14 protein-coding genes are annotated in these 16,914 nt (G+C 71.0%); 9 read left to right on the top strand and 5 right to left on the bottom strand.

The window, feature by feature from the left end; translation table 11 throughout:
* The first annotated feature begins 90 nt into the window (after positions 1 to 90).
* The 9 genes from dprA to ACT53R_RS12535 all read left to right on the top strand — a co-directional run bounded on the left by dprA (position 91) and on the right by ACT53R_RS12535 (position 9,407).
* Positions 91 to 1,287 (top strand): DNA-processing protein DprA, encoded by a 1,197-nt coding sequence (dprA, locus tag ACT53R_RS12575; RefSeq protein WP_476172229.1) that lies wholly within the window; start codon positions 91 to 93, stop codon positions 1,285 to 1,287.
* The gene (locus ACT53R_RS12570) at positions 1,284 to 1,757 is read left to right on the top strand and encodes a DUF494 family protein (RefSeq protein WP_476172228.1); all 474 of its coding nucleotides are present in this window, start codon (positions 1,284 to 1,286) and stop codon (positions 1,755 to 1,757) included. The genes dprA and ACT53R_RS12570 overlap by 4 nt, the downstream gene beginning before the upstream one ends.
* 150 nt (positions 1,758 to 1,907) lie before the next feature.
* Positions 1,908 to 2,699, top strand: a complete 792-nt coding sequence (locus ACT53R_RS12565) for a DUF4339 domain-containing protein (protein ID WP_476172227.1) — start codon at positions 1,908 to 1,910, stop codon at positions 2,697 to 2,699.
* 4 nt (positions 2,700 to 2,703) lie between these two features.
* On the top strand, positions 2,704 to 3,240 hold the full coding sequence (locus ACT53R_RS12560) for a pilin (protein ID WP_476172226.1): 537 nt from the start codon (positions 2,704 to 2,706) through the stop codon (positions 3,238 to 3,240).
* Positions 3,241 to 3,265: 25 nt separating this feature from the next.
* Complete coding sequence (locus ACT53R_RS12555; RefSeq protein WP_476172225.1) at positions 3,266 to 4,171, top strand: RDD family protein; 906 nt, start codon at positions 3,266 to 3,268, stop codon at positions 4,169 to 4,171.
* 37 nt (positions 4,172 to 4,208) lie between these two features.
* The gene (locus ACT53R_RS12550) at positions 4,209 to 5,135 is read left to right on the top strand and encodes an RDD family protein (RefSeq protein ID WP_476172224.1); all 927 of its coding nucleotides are present in this window, start codon (positions 4,209 to 4,211) and stop codon (positions 5,133 to 5,135) included.
* A gap of 267 nt (positions 5,136 to 5,402) precedes the next feature.
* A complete protein-coding gene (locus ACT53R_RS12545; protein ID WP_476172223.1) occupies positions 5,403 to 7,955 on the top strand; it encodes a DNA topoisomerase I in 2,553 nt (850 codons plus the stop codon).
* Positions 7,956 to 8,061: 106 nt separating this feature from the next.
* A complete protein-coding gene (locus ACT53R_RS12540; RefSeq protein ID WP_476172222.1) occupies positions 8,062 to 8,763 on the top strand; it encodes a DUF4124 domain-containing protein in 702 nt (233 codons plus the stop codon).
* A gap of 2 nt (positions 8,764 to 8,765) precedes the next feature.
* Positions 8,766 to 9,407 (top strand): DUF4124 domain-containing protein, encoded by a 642-nt coding sequence (locus ACT53R_RS12535; protein WP_476172221.1) that lies wholly within the window; start codon positions 8,766 to 8,768, stop codon positions 9,405 to 9,407.
* A 7-nt stretch (positions 9,408 to 9,414) separates the two neighbouring features.
* On the opposite strand, the gene ACT53R_RS12530 is transcribed toward ACT53R_RS12535, so the two are convergent.
* From ACT53R_RS12530 to ACT53R_RS12510, 5 genes are all read right to left on the bottom strand, one after another.
* The gene (locus ACT53R_RS12530) at positions 9,415 to 11,061 is read right to left on the bottom strand and encodes a S8 family peptidase (RefSeq protein ID WP_476172220.1); all 1,647 of its coding nucleotides are present in this window, start codon (positions 11,059 to 11,061) and stop codon (positions 9,415 to 9,417) included.
* 150 nt (positions 11,062 to 11,211) lie between these two features.
* Positions 11,212 to 13,020, bottom strand: a complete 1,809-nt coding sequence (locus ACT53R_RS12525) for a M4 family metallopeptidase (protein ID WP_476172219.1) — start codon at positions 13,018 to 13,020, stop codon at positions 11,212 to 11,214.
* A gap of 268 nt (positions 13,021 to 13,288) precedes the next feature.
* A complete protein-coding gene (locus tag ACT53R_RS12520) occupies positions 13,289 to 15,205 on the bottom strand; it encodes a M4 family metallopeptidase (protein WP_476172218.1) in 1,917 nt (638 codons plus the stop codon).
* A 168-nt stretch (positions 15,206 to 15,373) separates the two neighbouring features.
* A complete protein-coding gene (locus ACT53R_RS12515) occupies positions 15,374 to 15,931 on the bottom strand; it encodes a hypothetical protein (RefSeq protein ID WP_476172217.1) in 558 nt (185 codons plus the stop codon).
* A gap of 94 nt (positions 15,932 to 16,025) precedes the next feature.
* On the bottom strand, positions 16,026 to 16,874 hold the full coding sequence (locus ACT53R_RS12510) for an alpha/beta fold hydrolase (protein ID WP_476172216.1): 849 nt from the start codon (positions 16,872 to 16,874) through the stop codon (positions 16,026 to 16,028).
* Positions 16,875 to 16,914: the final 40 nt, after the last annotated feature.

The raw sequence follows: 16,914 nt of genomic DNA, 5'->3' as shown, positions 1-16,914 counted from the left end.
TTGATCGGCATGCCCTGATAGGAATTCCCCGACAGCACAACGCGAAGGCGCCCGAAGGCGCCTTCGTCGTGTCCGGGGCACGCTGTGGGCATGGACACGCTCGATGCCGATACCGAAGCCCTGCTCGCCCTGCTGCTGCCCGGCGGCGCCACTGCGCCGCGGCGCGACCTGCTCGATGCCCGTGGCGGCCCCGCCGCCGTGCGCGCACTGCCGCGGGCGCGCTGGCGCGAGGCCGGCCTGGACACGCCGCAGATCCGCGCGCTCGAAGGCGAGCCCGGGGCGCTCGATGCCGACGTGCTGGCCCGTTGTCGCGCCTGGCTGCGAGAGCCCGGGCACCGGCTGGTGGGCTGGCACGATCCCGACTACCCGCCGCTGCTCCGCCGCGCCGGCAGCCCGCCGCTGGCGCTGTTCGTCGACGGCGACCCGACCCGGCTGTGGCATCCGGCGGTGGCGGTGGTCGGCAGCCGCGGCCCCACCGCCGGCGGTTGCGACAATGCCCGCGATTTCGCCCGGGCGCTGGCGCGGGCCGGCTTTGCCGTGACCAGCGGGCTCGCCGCCGGGGTCGATCGCGCCGCGCACGAGGCCACACTGGCCGCGGACGGCCTGACGGTTGCCGTGCTCGGCACCGGGCCTGACGTGCCGTACCCGCAGTCCCATGCCGGGCTGATGGCGGCCATCGCCCGTACCGGCGCAGTGGTCAGCGAGCACCCGCCCGGCACCTCCGCCCGCCGCGAACATTTCCCCAGCCGCAACCGCATCCTCGCCGGGTTGACCTTGGGCACGCTGGTGATCGAGGCGGCGACCCGGTCCGGGGCGTTGATCACCGCCCGCTTGGCCGCCGATGCCGGGCGCGACGTCTTCGCGCTGCCCGGCTCGATCCACAACCCGATGGCCCGTGGTTGCCACCGGCTGATCCGCGACGGTGCGATGCTGGTGGAATCGGCGGACGAGGTGATCGGAGCGCTGGGCGCCTGGGCCGGGGCGTTGCGCGGCGAGTTGCAGCGCCGGCTGGGGGCGACGGGCGATGCCCGGCCGGCGTCCGCGCAGGTTGCCGCACCGGCGCCTGCGGACGATCCGCAACACCACCGGTTGTGGTCCGCGCTCGGCCACGACCCCAGCACCATGGATCAGCTGGTCGAACGCACCGGATTGACGGCCGCGGCCCTCTCCTCCATGCTCCTCGGCATGGAGTTGCAGGGGCGGGTGTCGGTCGAGCACGGTCGTTACTGCCGACGCTCCACCTCCTTCCTTTCCAGTGCGCCGACCGGCGCAAGTCAGGGGACATGAAAGAAAGCATCCTCGACGTCCTGCTCTACCTCTTCGAGCACTACTTCGCCCAGGACGAAGACCTCGCCGGCGACCGGGACTCGTTGCAGAACGGCCTGCTCCAGGCCGGTTTCAGCCCGGCCGAGATCCACAAGGCCTTCGACTGGCTGGACACGCTCGCCGCCCGTCGTTCCGAGCCCGCCGCGCCCCGCGCCGACGGCCCCGTGCGCGTGTTTTTCGGCGCCGAGCTGGACAAGCTCGACGTCGACTGCCGCGGCTTCCTGATGTTCCTGGAGCAGCAGGGCATCCTCGACGCCGACCAGCGCGAACTGGTGGTCGACCGGGCGATGGCACTGGACCAGGACGAGCTGGACCTGGACGACCTCAAGTGGGTCGTGCTGATGGTGCTGTTCAACCAGCCGGGCTCCGAGGCCGCGTACGCCTGGATGGAGACGCAGATGTTCGAGGACGACGGCGAGCGGGTGCACTGACGCCGTCCGCGGGCACGACGCCCGTCCGGAAATGGACCACGCCCGGCGCCTGCGCATGGCGCGGGCCGGGGCAATTCTGGGACACTGCCCGCGCGCGCCATGCCGCCGGAGGTCCCCGGCCGGCGACGGCGCCGCGAGATTGGGGGATGCATGACCGATTGGTACTACCACGCACCCGGCCAGGGCCGGGTGGGTCCGCTGACTGCGGAACAGATGCAGCAGCGGTATCGCGACCGCGTGATCGTGCGCGACACCCTGGCCTGGCATGACGGCCTGCGCGAATGGCAGCCGCTGGATCGCCTGATCGAGGAGCTGGGTCTCACCGGCGTCGAGCCCGACCTGACCAAGCCGCCGCCTCCGCCGCCGATCCGCCCGGCGGCAGCCACCGCTTCGCATGCGGCACGCCCGAGCGTGCCCGTGGAGCCGCCGCCGTCGCGGCGCAACGGCTGCCTGATCGCGCTGGCGGTCATCGGCGTGCTGGGCCTGCTGCTGGTCGGGGTGATCGCGGCGCTCGCGCTGCCGGCCTACAACGACTACGTGAAGCGCGCGAAGGCCGCGCAAGCCGCGCAATCGCATGGCGATGGCGTGTTCGACGCGCGCCGCCTGGACAAGACCGACGCGTTGGCGCGCGAGCTGGTGACCGCGGCCATGGCCGAGTTCTATGTCGCCAATGGCAACGCCTGTCCGGACGAGCTGGAGTTCGAGAAGCTGATGGTGCGCGAACAGCGCTTCCAGGGCGGCGAGGACGGCTGGTTCAGCCTGGAGCCGGCGCGGCCCGCCGGCGGCGTCTGCGCATATCGCGTGCAGTTCCTCGGTCTCGGCGCCGAAGTGAAGGGCCATGCCGTGCAGTACGACGTCACCCTCGGCGGCGATGCGGTCCGCATCGACTGCCGCAACCTCGACATGCCGGCCAGCGCGATCCCGCCGCGCTGCGGAGTCTGACCGCATGAACATGCCCCCGCCGCTGCCCGCGTCGCCCTCGTCCGCTGCTCCGCCGCAGGCGCCCCCGCCCCGCAAGGGCATGTCCGGCTGCGCCATCGCCCTGATCATCGGTGCCGTGGTGGGCGTGTTCGGCATCTTCGTCATCGGCATCCTTGCCGCGATCGCCATCCCGCAGTACCAGGAATACGTGGTGCGCTCGAAGGTGATGGCCGCCTACGCCACCGTGCAGGGCCTGCAACCGCAGGTCGACGCCTGGCGCGAGGCCAACGAGGCCTGTCCGGGCAACGTCGACGTCGGCCAGCCCGAGGACGCCAGCCTGCCGCTGTCGGCCTCGGGCGACGCCAAGGGACTGGCCCGGCTCACCGTCGGCAGCCTCGACAGCAACGAATGCGCGATCGAGCTGCGCTTCGAGGGCGTCGGCGCGACGGTCGACGGCAAGACCCTCGTGGCGGTGTCCGACGGCACCCGCTGGCGTTGCGACGCCGGCACGCTCGACGAGCGCTACCTGCCGATGTCCTGCCGCAGCGGCACCCGTCCCTGACGCCTTCGATTCCGGATCCGCCCCCATGACCGATTGGTACTACAGCGACGCGCAGCGCACCCAGCACGGCCCGGTGTCTGCGTCGGACCTCGCCGCGCTGCACGGCCGCGGCCAGCTGCCGCCCGAGACCCTCGTCTGGCGCGAAGGCATGTCCGCCTGGCGCCCCTGGAGCGAGATGCTGCGCGAGGTGATCGCCGGCGGCATGCCCGAGGACCCGCAGGCCGAGGCCTTCGTGAAGGCCGCCGAGGCCGCGCCGGCCGACGGCGCCTACCGGCCCTATGCCATCGCCGAGCCGACGCCCTACGCGCCGCCGCAGGCGCGGGTCGAGGACCGTGCCGCCCCGGTGCACGGCGGCCACGTCGTCTACGCCCGGTTCTGGAAGCGGTTCGCGGCCTCGGTGATCGACAATTTCCTGCTCGGCATCATCGGCGGCATCCTCGGCGCGATGGTCGGGATCGGGCGCATGGGCGCCGGCGACTACAGCACCACCTATTCGACCGCGGACGCCGTCCTGCAGATCGTGTCGATGCTGATCGGCGGCTGCTATTTCGGCGCGATGTATGCCTCGTCCTCGCAGGCCAGCCTCGGCAAGATGGCGGTCGGCATCAAGGTCGTGCGCACCGACGGCACGCCGATCACCTTCTGGCGCGGATTCGGCCGCTATTTCGCCACGCTGCTCAGCACTTTCACGCTGATGATCGGCTACCTGATGGCGGCCTTCACCGCCCGCAAGCAGGCGCTGCACGACATGGTCTGCGACACGCTGGTGGTGGACAAGTACGCCTACACCGACCAGCCCGAACTGCAGTCCGAGGAGCTGGGCACGGTCACCATCGTGATCCTGATCCTGTTCGGCCTGATGATGCTCGGCCTGCTCGCGCTGATCGTGGTCGCGGGCGTGGCGCTGACCTCGATGATCGGCGGCCACTGATCCGCCGCCGGCCCCTTCCTTTCCAGGTGTCTTCGACATGAGCGAGTGGTACTACAGCGACGCCCAGCGTCTCCAGCACGGCCCGGTCTCGGCCGGCGATCTGGCTGCCCTGCATGCCCGCGGCCTGCTGGCGCCCGAGGCGCTGGTGTGGCGCGAGGGCATGTCCGAATGGCGGCCGTGGCGCGAGATGATCCGCGAGGTGGTGGCCGGCGACCTGCCGGGCGACCCGCAGGCGGAAGCCTTCGTGAAGGCCGCCGAGGCTGCGCCCGCCGATGGCGCCTACCGGCCCTACGCCATCGCCGAAGCCACACCGTACGCGCCGCCGCAGGCGAACGTCGAGACGGTCGACATGGTGGTGCAGGGCGGTCGCGTGGTCTACGCCGGGTTCTGGAAGCGGTTCGCCGCCTATTTCATCGACTACTTCGCGGTCACCGCGATGACCTACGCGCTGATGATCCCGCTGGGGATCATGGCCGGCGTCGGGTTCGGCGCCAGCGCCTCGTCGAACGATCCGTTCGCCACGGGCGCGGGCATCGCCTTCATCGGCGCCATTTACCTGGTCTCGATCGCGATCCCGGTGCTGTACTTCGCCTGGATGCACGCCTCGAAGCACCAGGCCACGCTCGGCAAGATGGCGATCGGCATCAAGGTCGTGCGCGCCGACGGCACCCGCATCACCTTCTGGCGTGCCTTCGGCCGCCTGTTCGCGACCGTCCTCAGCAGCCTCATCCTGATGATCGGTTACATCATGGCCGGCTTCACCGAGCGCAAGCAGGCCCTGCACGACATGGTCTGCGACACCCTGGTGGTCGACAAGTACGCCTACACCGACCACCCGGAATGGCAGCGCGAGGAACTGGGCACCGTCACCATCGTGGTGCTGGCGCTGGCCGGCCTGCTGATCCTGGGCGCGCTGGCGGCCTTCGGCGCCATGCTCGCGGTCATCGCCGGCGGGGTGCGCTGAGCCCGTCCCGCCGCCTGCGCAGGCCACGCGGGGCGACCCGGGAAGCCTCGTGCAGGCTGCCCGGTGGCCGCCTCCGGAGCCGGGAGCGGTTCCCACTTCGACTTCCGGACGCTTGACACGGGGCGCCCGGACGTGACACGACTAAAAAAAGAGAATTGACCGACGCCCGGGCCTCCCCCGGGCGTCGCCTTCTGGTCCGGGCCTTGTCCCGGGCCTCGCCGCCGACCTCCCGCAAGGGGTCGCGGCCCTTCCGGATCCCCACCCGAAATGCCCAAGAACCTCCTCATCGTCGAGTCCCCCGCCAAGGCGAAGACGATCAACAAGTACCTCGGCAAGGACTTCCAGGTCCTGGCCTCGTACGGCCACGTCCGCGACCTGGTGCCGAAGGAGGGCGCGGTCGACCCCGACCGCGGTTTCGCCATGCGCTACGAGCTGATCGACAAGAACGAGAAGCACGTCGAGGCCATCGCCAAGGCCGCCAAGGCCGCCGACCACCTCTTCCTGGCGACCGACCCGGACCGCGAGGGCGAAGCCATCAGCTGGCACATCGCGGAGATCCTGAAGGAGCGGGGCCTGCTCAAGGACCGCACCCTGGAACGGGTGGTGTTCACCGAGATCACCCCGCGCGCCATCAAGGAAGCGATGACGCAGACGCGGCAGATCGCCACGCCGCTGGTCGACGCCCAGCAGGCCCGCCGCGCGCTGGACTATCTGGTCGGCTTCAATCTCTCGCCGGTGCTGTGGCGCAAGGTGCAGCGCGGCCTGTCCGCCGGCCGCGTGCAGTCGCCGGCGCTGCGCATGATTGTCGAGCGCGAGGAGGAGATCGAAGCCTTCGTCGCCCGCGAGTACTGGACCATCGAGGCCGAGTGCGCGCATCCGTCGCAGGCCTTCACCGCCAAGCTGGCGAAGCTCGACGGCAAGAAGTTCGAGCAGTTCACCGTCACCGACGGCGACAGCGCCGAGGCCGCGCGCAAGCGCATCGTGGCCGCCGCCAACGGCGTGCTGCAGGTCACCGACGTCGCCAGCAAGGAGCGCAAGCGCCGCCCGGCGCCGCCGTTCACCACCTCCACGCTGCAGCAGGAAGCCGCGCGCAAGCTCGGTTTCACCACCAAGCGCACCATGCAGGTCGCGCAGAAGCTGTACGAAGGCGTGGCGATCGGCGAGGAAGGCACGGTCGGCCTGATCAGCTACATGCGTACCGACTCGGTCAACCTGTCGATGGACGCCATCGCCGAACTGCGCGACGTCATCGCCCGCGACTACGGCACCAAGGCGCTGCCGGACAAGCCGAACTTCTACCAGACCAAGTCGAAGAACGCGCAGGAAGCGCACGAGGCAGTGCGTCCGACCTCGGCGCTGCGCACGCCGGCCAAGGTCGCGCGCTTCCTCAGCGATGACGAGCGCAAGCTCTACGACCTGATCTGGAAGCGCAGCGTCGCCTGCCAGATGGTGCCGGCCACGCTCAATACCGTCAGCGTCGACCTCGCCGCCGGCACCGCGCACAGCTTCCGCGCCAGCGGCACCACCGTGGTCGACCCGGGCTTCCTCGCCGTGTACGAGGAAGGCAAGGACCAGAAGAGCGCGGACGACGACGACGAGGGCCGCAAGCTGCCGGCGATGAAGCCGGGCGACCGCATCCCGCTCGATCGCGTCCACGCCGACCAGCATTTCACCCAGCCGCCGCCGCGCTTCACCGAAGCGGCGCTGGTGAAGGCGCTGGAGGAATACGGCATCGGCCGTCCGTCCACCTACGCCTCGATCATCCAGACGCTGCTGTTCCGCAAGTACGTCGAGATGGAAGGCCGCAGCTTCCGTCCCAGCGACGTCGGCCGCGCGGTCAGCAAGTTCCTCTCGGGCCACTTCACCCGTTACGTCGACTACGACTTCACCGCCAAGATGGAGGACGAGCTGGACGCCGTCAGCCGCGGCGAGGAGGACTGGGTCCCGCTGATGGAGAAGTTCTGGGGCCCGTTCAAGGAACTGGTCGAGGAGAAGACCGAATCCGTCGATCGCAGCGAGGCCACCGGCGCGCGCGAACTCGGCACCGATCCCAAGTCCGGCAAGCCGGTCAGCGTCCGCCTCGGCCGCTACGGGCCGTACGCGCAGATCGGCGACAAGGACACCGACGAGAAGCTGGACTTCGCCTCGCTGCGTCCCGGCCAGTCGATGCACACCATCACGCTGCAGGAAGCGCTGGAGCTGTTCCGGCTGCCGCGCAAGCTCGGGCAGAGCAACGGCGAGGAAGTGAGCGTCGGCATCGGCCGCTTCGGCCCGTTCGCCAAGCGCGGCGCGACCTACGCCTCGCTGGCGAAGGAAGACGATCCGTACACGATCGACCTCGGCCGCGCGGTGTTCCTGATCGAGCAGAAGGAAGAGATCGCCCGCAACCGCATCCTGCTGGAGTGGGAAGGCAGCGACGTGCAGGTGCTCAACGGCCGCTTCGGTCCGTACATCAGCGACGGCAAGCTCAACGGCAAGATCCCGAAGGATCGCGAGCCGAAGTCGCTGACGCTGGAAGAAGCCACGCAACTGCTGGAAACCACCGGCAAGCCGGCGCGTCGCGGCTTCGGCGCCAAGAAGGCTGCGGCGAAGAAGGTCGCCGCCAAGCCGAAGGCCGAGAAGGCGCCGGCCGCGAAGAAGGCCCCGGCGAAGAAAGCGGCGACGAAGAAGGCTGCCGCGAAGAAGACCACCGCCAGGAAGGCGCCGGCGAAGAAGGCCGCGGCCAAGAAGGCCGCCGCCCCGGCCCCCGCGCCGGCGAAGCCGCTGATCACCGCCAGCCCGGTCGTCACCCCGGGCAAGCGGGTGGTGAAGAAGGCCTGATCAAGACGGCCTGATCGCGATGCCCGGTCCCGGCCGGGCTGAACCGCGTCCGCCGCCGGTCGCCCGGCGGCTTTCCCTCGCCCGCCGCGCGTTGCAGGATGGCGCCATGCGCGCCCGCCCCGCCCCGCTTCCCGCCCTCGCTCTCGTCGCCGGCCTCGCGCTGTCGGCGACACTGCCGCCGGCACCGGCCCGGGCCGGCGACGACGTGGTCATCTACCGCTGCACCGGCGCCGACGGCCGCCTGACCTTGCGCGATTCGCCCTGCGACAAGGGCCAGCGCCAGGAAACCCGCACCATGCTGCGGCCGAAGGACGCGCCTCCGCGCCCGTCGGCGCCCGCAGCCGCCGCGCCGGCCATCCCCGTCACCACGCGCGAGGTCATCGTGGTCCAGGCACCGCGGCCGATGTACGAATGCGTCACCCCCGACGACCAGCGCTACCTCAGTGACAGCCCCGAGGGTAATCTGCGCGCGGTGCCGATGTGGACGCTGGGTGCGCCGCTGTTCGGCCGGGTGCCGGTGAACGAGCCGGGCCGGATCGACTTCCAGGTCGAGAACGGCCGCGTCAGCGGCAACTACCGCAGCGGCAGCATCGGCACGGCGATCGTCCCCACACCGGCTGCATACGGCGCCACCACGTGGGTCCGCGACGCCTGCTACGCCCTGCCGCAGGCCGACGTCTGCGGCCGCCTGCGCGACCGCCGCGGCGAGATCGGTCGCCGCTACGCCATCGCCCAGCCGTCCGAACGCGCCGCGCTGGCGCGCGAGGAGCGCAGTCTGGTCGCCCGCATCGATCAGGACTGCCGTTGACCATGCCGAGCTTCCGCTCCGCCGCCGCGGCCTGCGTGCTCGCACTCGCCTTCGCCACGCTGCCGTCCACGGCGCCGGCCGCGGCGCCCCCCGGCGGCATGGTGATCTACCGCTGCGTCGATCCCGCCAGTGGCGCGGTGACGCTGCAGAACGACGTGCCCTGTCCCAAGGGCCAGCAGCAGACGATCCGCAACGTCGCGCCGCTGCCGGCGTTCCGGCCGCCCCCCGCGGCGTCGAAGCCGGCCGCACCGAAGCCGGATGCGCAATCCGCCGCAGTGCCGCCAGCGGCGCCGGTCGCCGCGGAACCGCCGCCGGCCGTGCGCACCCCGCCACCGCCGCTGTTCCAGTGCCGCACATGGGACGACAAGGACTACCTCGGCGACACCGCCGAGCCGCCGGCTTCGTGCGTCGCGCTGGAGACGGTCGGCATCGACGGCAGCGCCGCGCTCGCGGCCGGGCAGGCTTGCGAGATGCGCCGCGACGCCTGCACGCCCGTGCCCGCCGAACTGCTGTGCGTGGCGTGGAAGAAGCGCGTCGACGAAGCCGAGTTCCGCTGGAAGTTCTCCGGCGGCCGCGACGGCGAGCAGAAGGCCGAGTTCGACCGCGTCACCCGCGTCTACCGCGCCAGCACCTGCGGCGGCTGAGCCGGCGTCAGTCGCCCAGTGCGGCCCGCAACGCCGCCGACCCGTGCCGGCGCAGCAGCGCATCCGGGCCCGCGACGGGCGCCGTGCCGCGTCTGGCGGCGCGCGCGGGGCGCTTCGCCGCGCCGGCCGCGACGAAGGCCGCGCGCACGGCCGGGTCGGTGGCGATGAAGAATTCGATCTCGTCGATCAGGCCCGGCGGCGGCATCGCGCGTGCGGTGCGCGAGGCGCGTGCGGTCGTGAGCGCCGGTGCGTGCAGGGCTTCGACCGCCGCCGCGACCTGCGCCGCCGTCAGCTCGGGCAGATGCCGCTGCAGCCGCGACCAGTCGGCCTCGGCGGTGGCGCGCGTCGGCGCGCGCAGTGCGCTGCGCAGCGGCACGCCGCCGAACGCGGGCAACGTCGCCGCCAGCAAGGCCTGGCCATCGGCAATGCCCGGGCCGTAGCGGTCCGTTTTCCAGCCCGCCGGCGTGCGGCAATGCGCCTGCAGCAGATCGCGGAACACCGACGCGAGGCGACCGCCATAGCGCTGGCGCAGCGCGGCGCCGCCGCCGTGGTGTTCCAGCCACATCGCGCACAGGCCGGCGACGGTGGCGGTGGCGTACGACGTGCCGTCGCTGCGGCCCGTCTCGTGCACCGGCTGGCCGCCGCGCACGTGTGTCCATGCGCGCCAGACCGACTCGCCCGGCGCGGTGATGTCGACCGCCGCGCCCGACGCCGAGCCGCTCCAGGGCTTGTCGAGCGCGTTGCTGCCGGCCACCGCGATCACGCTGTCCAGCAGCGCGGGGAAGATCACCATCATCGTGTGGTTGCCGGCGGCGCCGAACAGGATGCGGCCGTCGGCGACCAGCGCATCGGTGGCGCGCGACAGCGAGCGTCCGGCCCACGGGCCGCCGAGGCTCATCGACACCAGGTCGCAGTCGCGGTCGCGGCACCGGTACAGCGCGCGGATCAGGCGCGTGAAATCGAAATGGATCACCGAGCCCGACACCCGCATCGGCGCCAGCGACGCGCCGGGCGCGATGCCGAACAGCTCGGGCGCGCCGTCGCTGAAGATCACGCTGGCGGTCGCGGCGCCGTGGCCGGGGAAACGGCCGGTCATCGGATCGTGGGCGTCGGGATCGTCGTCGACGAAGTCGTAACCGTCGGCGGTGCGCAGGCGCGGGCCGAGGATCAGCGGATGGTCGGTGTAGCCGGTGTCGGGATGCCCGATGCGCACGCCGCGGCCGGTCGCGCCGGTCTGCGCCCGCGCGACGTCGGCGCGCACGGCGCGGCTGGACCAGTCGCGGGGATCGGAAGCGGGCAGGTCGGCGCCACCGGCGCTGCTGGCGCGCAGGGATTTCGTCGTGGCCGGCGGGGGATCGACGCGATAGCCCACCGCGGGTTCGGCATCCGCCACCAGCGGATGCGCGCGCAACGCGTGCACCGCGTTCCAGGCGCGGCCGATGTCGACGCGGCGACCATCGGCGAACGGCACCTGCACGTCGCTGGCGCCCTTGCCCAGCGGCGTTCCGGACGTGCCCGCCGCGACCAGCGCCGCGAAGGCCGGCACGTCGGCGCGCAGCCGCGCCAGCACCTGTCGCCGTTCGGCGGCGGAAAAGGCCTCGCCCAGATCGAGGACGAGGCCGTGGACGTCGTAACGCGAACCGGATCCGGCCATCTGCTGCTCCTTCCGTTGCTGCCGTCGGTGCCGGCGGCGCCGACAGGATACGGCCTTGCCGGTGACCGGCCTGCGAGGCCGCCGGTGCGCCCGGGGCGCACCGGCGGCTCGCTCCGGACCGATCATGCCGGATCGATCATGTTCGATCGATCAGGGGATCGGGCCGGACGGGCAGCTGAAGCTCTTGGTGCTGGAGACTTCGCCATAGAAGTTGCCCACCCGCACCGTCACCGACGGACGCGAACCGCTGGTGCAGCGACCCGAGTACGTGGCGGTATGCGCGCCATTCGGCCAGGTCGCGACGGCGTACGTCGGCGAGCTGAAGGTCACGTTGCAGTAGTACGTGCCGCCGCCGCTCATGCCCGAATCGGGGCAGACGAAGCTGGTGATGGTCGGCAGCGTGCCGGTGTCCGAGCCGCCGCAGGTCGCGCCCACCGCGCTGAACGCCGCGGTCACGTTCGCCACGCTGTAGCCGTAATCGGCGGCCGCGGTCTGCACGCCGCACACGCCCTGGTGGAAGGTCGTGCTGGCCGTCCAGTACAGGTCGTTGGCGCGCGCGAACACCTGGAACGCCTTCTGCGTGTTCCAGCCCGCCGTGGTGGCCAGGTTGTAGAACGCCTTGTTGTAGATGCCCGACGAGTAGTGCACGTCCAGGCCGTAGTAGAAGTTCGCCGTGTTGGCGATCGACTTGCCGTCCAGGGTCGGGTTGTTCATGTAGCGCAGCGCGCCCGTGCCCTTGGTGATGTCGTAGCCGACCTTGAAGTCGTTCGTGCCGCGCATGTAGTACTCGGCCGCCTCGCCGGCGATGTCCGAGTACGCCTCGTTGATGCCGCCCGACTTGCCGGAGTAGGTGAGGTTCGAGTTCTGCGCGGTGAAGCCGTGCGAGACTTCGTGCGAGGCCACGTCCAGTCCGACCAGCGGATAGAACGTGGTGTAGCCGTCGCCGAAGGTCATCGACGAGCCGTCCCAGAACGCGTTCTCGTAGTTGGTGCCGTAGTGGACCTTCATCACCAGCTGGAAGGTCAGCGGCGACTTGCCGATGTAGGCGTTGTACATGTTGAAGACCACGCCGCCGAAGTAGTGCGCGTCGTTCAGCGGCGAGTACGCGCCGTTGATGGTCTTCACCGTGTTGCGCGGGCAGGTGTACGAGAACGCCGTGGTGCCGGTGGTGCCGCCGTTGAGGTTCACCGTCTTCACGTTGGTGTTGTTCATCGTGCACGTGGTGCCCGACTGGGTCACGTCGAGCTTGCCGTAGTTCGTGCCGTACTCGTACTGGCCGATCTTGGCGTTGCCGCCGGGCCCGGTGCCGACCAGCGCATGCTGCAGGTTGTCCCACTGCTTCAGCACGTGGCCGGTCTCGGCGTCGACGATGACGGTGGGACGCGTCGGCGAACCGCCGCGCGCGGTGTCGGCGAAGTAGGTCACGACGTAGGCCTTGCGCGCATGGCCGGCGTCGTCGACGTAGATCGACAGCGTCGCCTGCTCGTCGCGGGTACGCATGAAGCCGATGCGGTTGCCCAGGCCCGCGCTCTTGCCCAGTGCGAGCGCGCGGCCAGCGGCGAGGCGCGGCTTGCCGGCCGGGATCTCGGCGGCGAGGCCGTCGAGCTTCTGGCCGAACAGGGTGCGGATGTTGCCGGCGGCGTCTTCGTTCACGACGACGCTCTCGCCGAAGACCGGCAGGCCGCGGAAGGTCTGCTGGTAGCGCGTGCTGTGCACGCCGAGGCTGTCCTTGCGCGAGACGAGGAACAGCTTCGAGTCGGCGTCGAGGCCGAGCGCGCGCTCGTGGCGGGCGTGGACGGTGTCGGCCGCGCCGGCCTTGGCGATGGATGCGCTGGTGCGTGCGACGGCGGCGGCATCGACCTGCTGGAGGTCGGTGCGGATCGCGGCGGAGGCCGTTCCGGCGGCGAGGATCGCGGCGGTCGCGATGGCCAGCGGTGCGATGCGATGGAAACGATGCATTCGGATGTCTCTCCCTGAGTACGGTGGGTTGGCGGCGACGAGGCCGCTCCTCGCTAACGTGGTCGGACCCGGTCGGTTGACGTGCCCGCGTGTGCGGGCCGCAGCGTGCCGTCCGGGGCCGGACCAGGTCGGCGATGCGGGGGTGCCCGCATCCCCGCAAGCTTGCGATGTCCCGGTCTCGCCGGTTGCGACCGGCGGAAGCGGGACCGGATGGCGGCGTCCTCCCCGTGCAGGGAGGACCCCGGCGTGCGGAGACGCGATCGCGTGATCAGTGGCAGCAGGTGTTGCTGGCCCACAGCGGCTGCCACGACGGGCTGTAGACGACGACATTGCCGTCGTTCTGCACCGCGAGGAACGCGCCGGCGTGGCCCCAGGTCCCGGTATCCCAGACCGCCTGGTTGCTGCCGTTGTAGACCACGAGGTTGCCGTCGCCCTGCATTTCGAGACGATGGTTGCTGCCGTACCTGTGGTTGGCCCACAGTGCGCCGACGCCGTTCTGGTACAGCACCAGGTTGCCGTCGCCGGATTGCATGGCCAGCGAGAAGCGACCGTCGCAGGACGGGAACGTCTGGCCGTTGCCCAGCGTGGTGCCGGGCTGCATGATCCCGCAGCCGCTCGGCGGCGGAGGCGGCGTGGTGCCGCACGACGCGCCCACGGCACTGAAGGCGGCCGTCACGTCGGTGACGCTGTAGCCGTAGTCCTGCGCCGCGGTCTGCACGCCACACACGCCCTGGTTGAAGTTCGTGCTCGCCGTCCAGTACAAGTCGTTCGCGCGTGCGAACGCCTGGAATGCCTTCTGCGTGTTCCAGCCCGGCTTCGTCGCCAGCAGGTAGAACGCCTTGTTGTACACGCCCGAGCTGTAGTGCACGTCCAGCCCGTCGTAGTAGTTCGCGGCATTGTCGATCGAGCGGCCGTCCAGCGGCGGGTTGTACATGTAGCGCAGCGCGCCGCTGCCCTTGAAGATGTCGTAGCCGACCTTGAAGTCGTTGCTGCCGCGCATGTAGTACTCGGCGGCCTCGCCGGCGATGTCGGAGTACGCCTCGTTGATGCCGCCCGACTGGCCGGAGTACGTCAGGTTCGAGTTCTGCGAGGTGAAGCCGTGCGAGACCTCGTGCGAGGCCACGTCGAGGCTGACCAGCGGATAGAACGTGGTGTAGCCGTCGCCGAAGGTCATCGACGAGCCGTCCCAGAACGCGTTCTCGTAGTTCGTGCTGTAGTGCACCCGCATCGTCAGCTGGAACGTCAGCGGCGGCTTGCCGATGTACGCGTTGTACATGTTGTAGACGACGCTGCCGAAGTAGTGCGCGTCGTTGAGCGGCGAGTACGCGCCGTTGATCACCTTCACCGTGTTGCGCGGGCAGGTGTAGGCGAAGGCCGTGCTGCCGGACGTGCCGTGGTTGAGGTTCACGGTCTTCACGTTCGCGTTGTTCATCGTGCAGGTGCTGCCCGACTGCGCGACGTCCATGTAACCGTAGTTCGTGCCGTACTCGTACTGCCCGATCTTGGCGTTGCCGCCGGGGCCGGTGCCGACCAGCGCGGTCTGCAGGTTGTTCCACTGCTTCAGCACGCGGCCGGTCTCGGCATCGACGATCACCGTCGGCCGCATCGGCGAGCCGCCGCGGGCGCTGTCGGCGAAGTAGGTCACGACATACGCCTTGCGCGCACGGCCGGCGTCGTCGACATGGATCATCAGCGGCGCGGTCTCGTCGCGCGTGCGCATGAAGCCGACGCGGTTGCCGAGGCCGGCGCTCTTGGCGATCGACAGCGCGCGCGTCGCGGCCAGTCTCGGCTTGCCGGCCGGGATCTGCGCGGCGAGACCGTCGAGCTTCTGCCCGAACAGCGTGCGCACGTGACCAGAGGTGTCTTCGGACACGACGATCTGCTCGCCGAACACGGGAATGCCGCGGAAGGTCTGCTGGTAGCGATGGTTGCGGACGCCGAGCGTCGACTTGCGATCGAGCAGGACGAGCCGCGAATCGGCGTCGAGGCCGAGCGCGCGTTCGTGGCGGGCGTGGACGGTGTCGGCCGACGCGGACTTGGCGAGCGCCGCGTTGCGCTGGGCGATGCCGTCGGTGTCGGCGGCGTGCAGGTCGGTGCGGGTGGCGGTCGCTGCGGTGGCGGTGGCGGTGGCGAAGAGGGTTGCCGTGGCCAGTGCGAGCAGGTGGAAGCGGGGCATGCGATGCATCGAACGTTCTCCATGAGGTCGATGGGCCGACCGCGGCGCGGCCGGCGGTCCGCATCCGCCCCCTGACGGATGCGCGATGCGGTCCTTTCCGCATCGGCGGCAGCATCGGGCAAACGCATCTCGCGAAACGAGAACGCGGTCACCGGCCTGTGGCGCGAGGTTTGCCGTCTATCGATCCGGCGCGAAGCGGTGCACCAGCGTTTCCATCCGGATGGCCAGACCGGTGGCGCGCAGCTCGAACCCGGCCGCGCGGGCCAGCAGGTCGACGGCGACATCGATGTCGCTGGCGCCGCCGGCGAAGGCGTCGCGCAGGTGCTTGGCCTCGGCGCGCAGGGCATCCGAATCCGCGAAGAACACCTGGCCGTCGCGGGCGAACGTGCCGACGGCCTCGCGCTCGGCCGGGTCGAGATCCGGCACCACCGCATGCAGGCGCGGTACCAGCACCAGCAACTGGCCGCCGATGTCGTCATGGGTCCGCGCCAGACGGGCGGGCAGCACGGACAGCATCCGCTGCAGGGCGGCCTCCAGCGGGGCGGAGTCGGCCCCGGCATCGCGCAGCAGGTGCAGGACGGCAGGGTCGCCCGCGCCCGGGAAGGTCGCGGCGTCCAGTGCCACCACGATCGCCGGGTTGCCCCGTGCATCGCGGGTATCGGGGTCCACCCCCGCGGCCAGCAGCCGGCGCACCTCCGCCAGCTGTTGCAACTGGATCGCCCCGAACAGGTCCATGCGTGCCTCTGCGGCTGCCGCGCGGGAGACGCGGCCTCACGATGCCGGTCGGGACAACGTGCGAAACAGGCGGGAGCGGCAACCCGTCGGTGACTCAGCCGGCGTCCGGGAAGCGGCTGCGGCACCAGTCGGCGACGGTGTCGATCAGCGCCGACTGCTGGGCGAGCGGTGTGAAGGTGTGGTTGGCGGCGTCGAACAGGCGCACGTCGATGCGGCCGCGCAGGTCGGGGAAGGCTTCGAACAGCTGGTCGGGATGGTTGAAGCGCACGCCCTGCGCGGCGGTGTAGATCGCCAGCACGCGCACGCCGCGGTCGGCGAGGGCGCGCAGCTGGCGGCCGTATTCGGCCTGCGGCGGCGGCTGGCGGCTGCCTTCGCCTTCCGCGTTGCCGTCGCCGGCGTGACGCGTGCGGCGCAGGCGGCGGGCGATGCGGGCGGGCAGCGTCGCCCAGAAGCGCGGGTCGCCCAGTCGGGCGCGCAGGGCGCGGCGACGTGCCTGCGAGGTGGCGTAGGCGGGCGGATCGACCAGCACCAGGCCGACGATCCGCGGGTCCGTCGCGGCCGCGGCGAGGGCGTTGTCGGCCCCCGAACACAGGCCGAACACGATCGCGCCTGCGGTAGGATGTGCGGCCGTCGTCACGTTATCGAGGGCGTCGCGGATGTCCGCGACCGCGCTGCTGCGGAAGTCGATGCGGTCGGGGATCGCGCCGCTGTCGCCGATGCCGGAGAGATCCAGCCGTAGGGCACGGTGGCCGGCTTCGGCCAGGCGCCGGGCCAGCCGCACGTGCAGGCGATGCGGGCCGATCCGGTGGATCACGCCGGCGTTGACGAGCAGCACGTCGGGGACGGCGCGCGGCGTCGGCGGGTCGGTCGCGATCGCCGCGAGCGGCCGCTCCGGCCGCAGCGGGACGACGCGCTCGCGGGCCTGGGCCTGCGGGAGGGACATCGGAAGGACCTGTGTCGGTTGCCTGCTTCGGGCGATTCTG

The organism is Lysobacter sp. DMC104, from assembly GCF_056313665.1.
The sequence above is the reverse complement of the archived record's forward strand: the minus strand, read 5'-3'. Positions and strand labels throughout refer to the sequence as shown.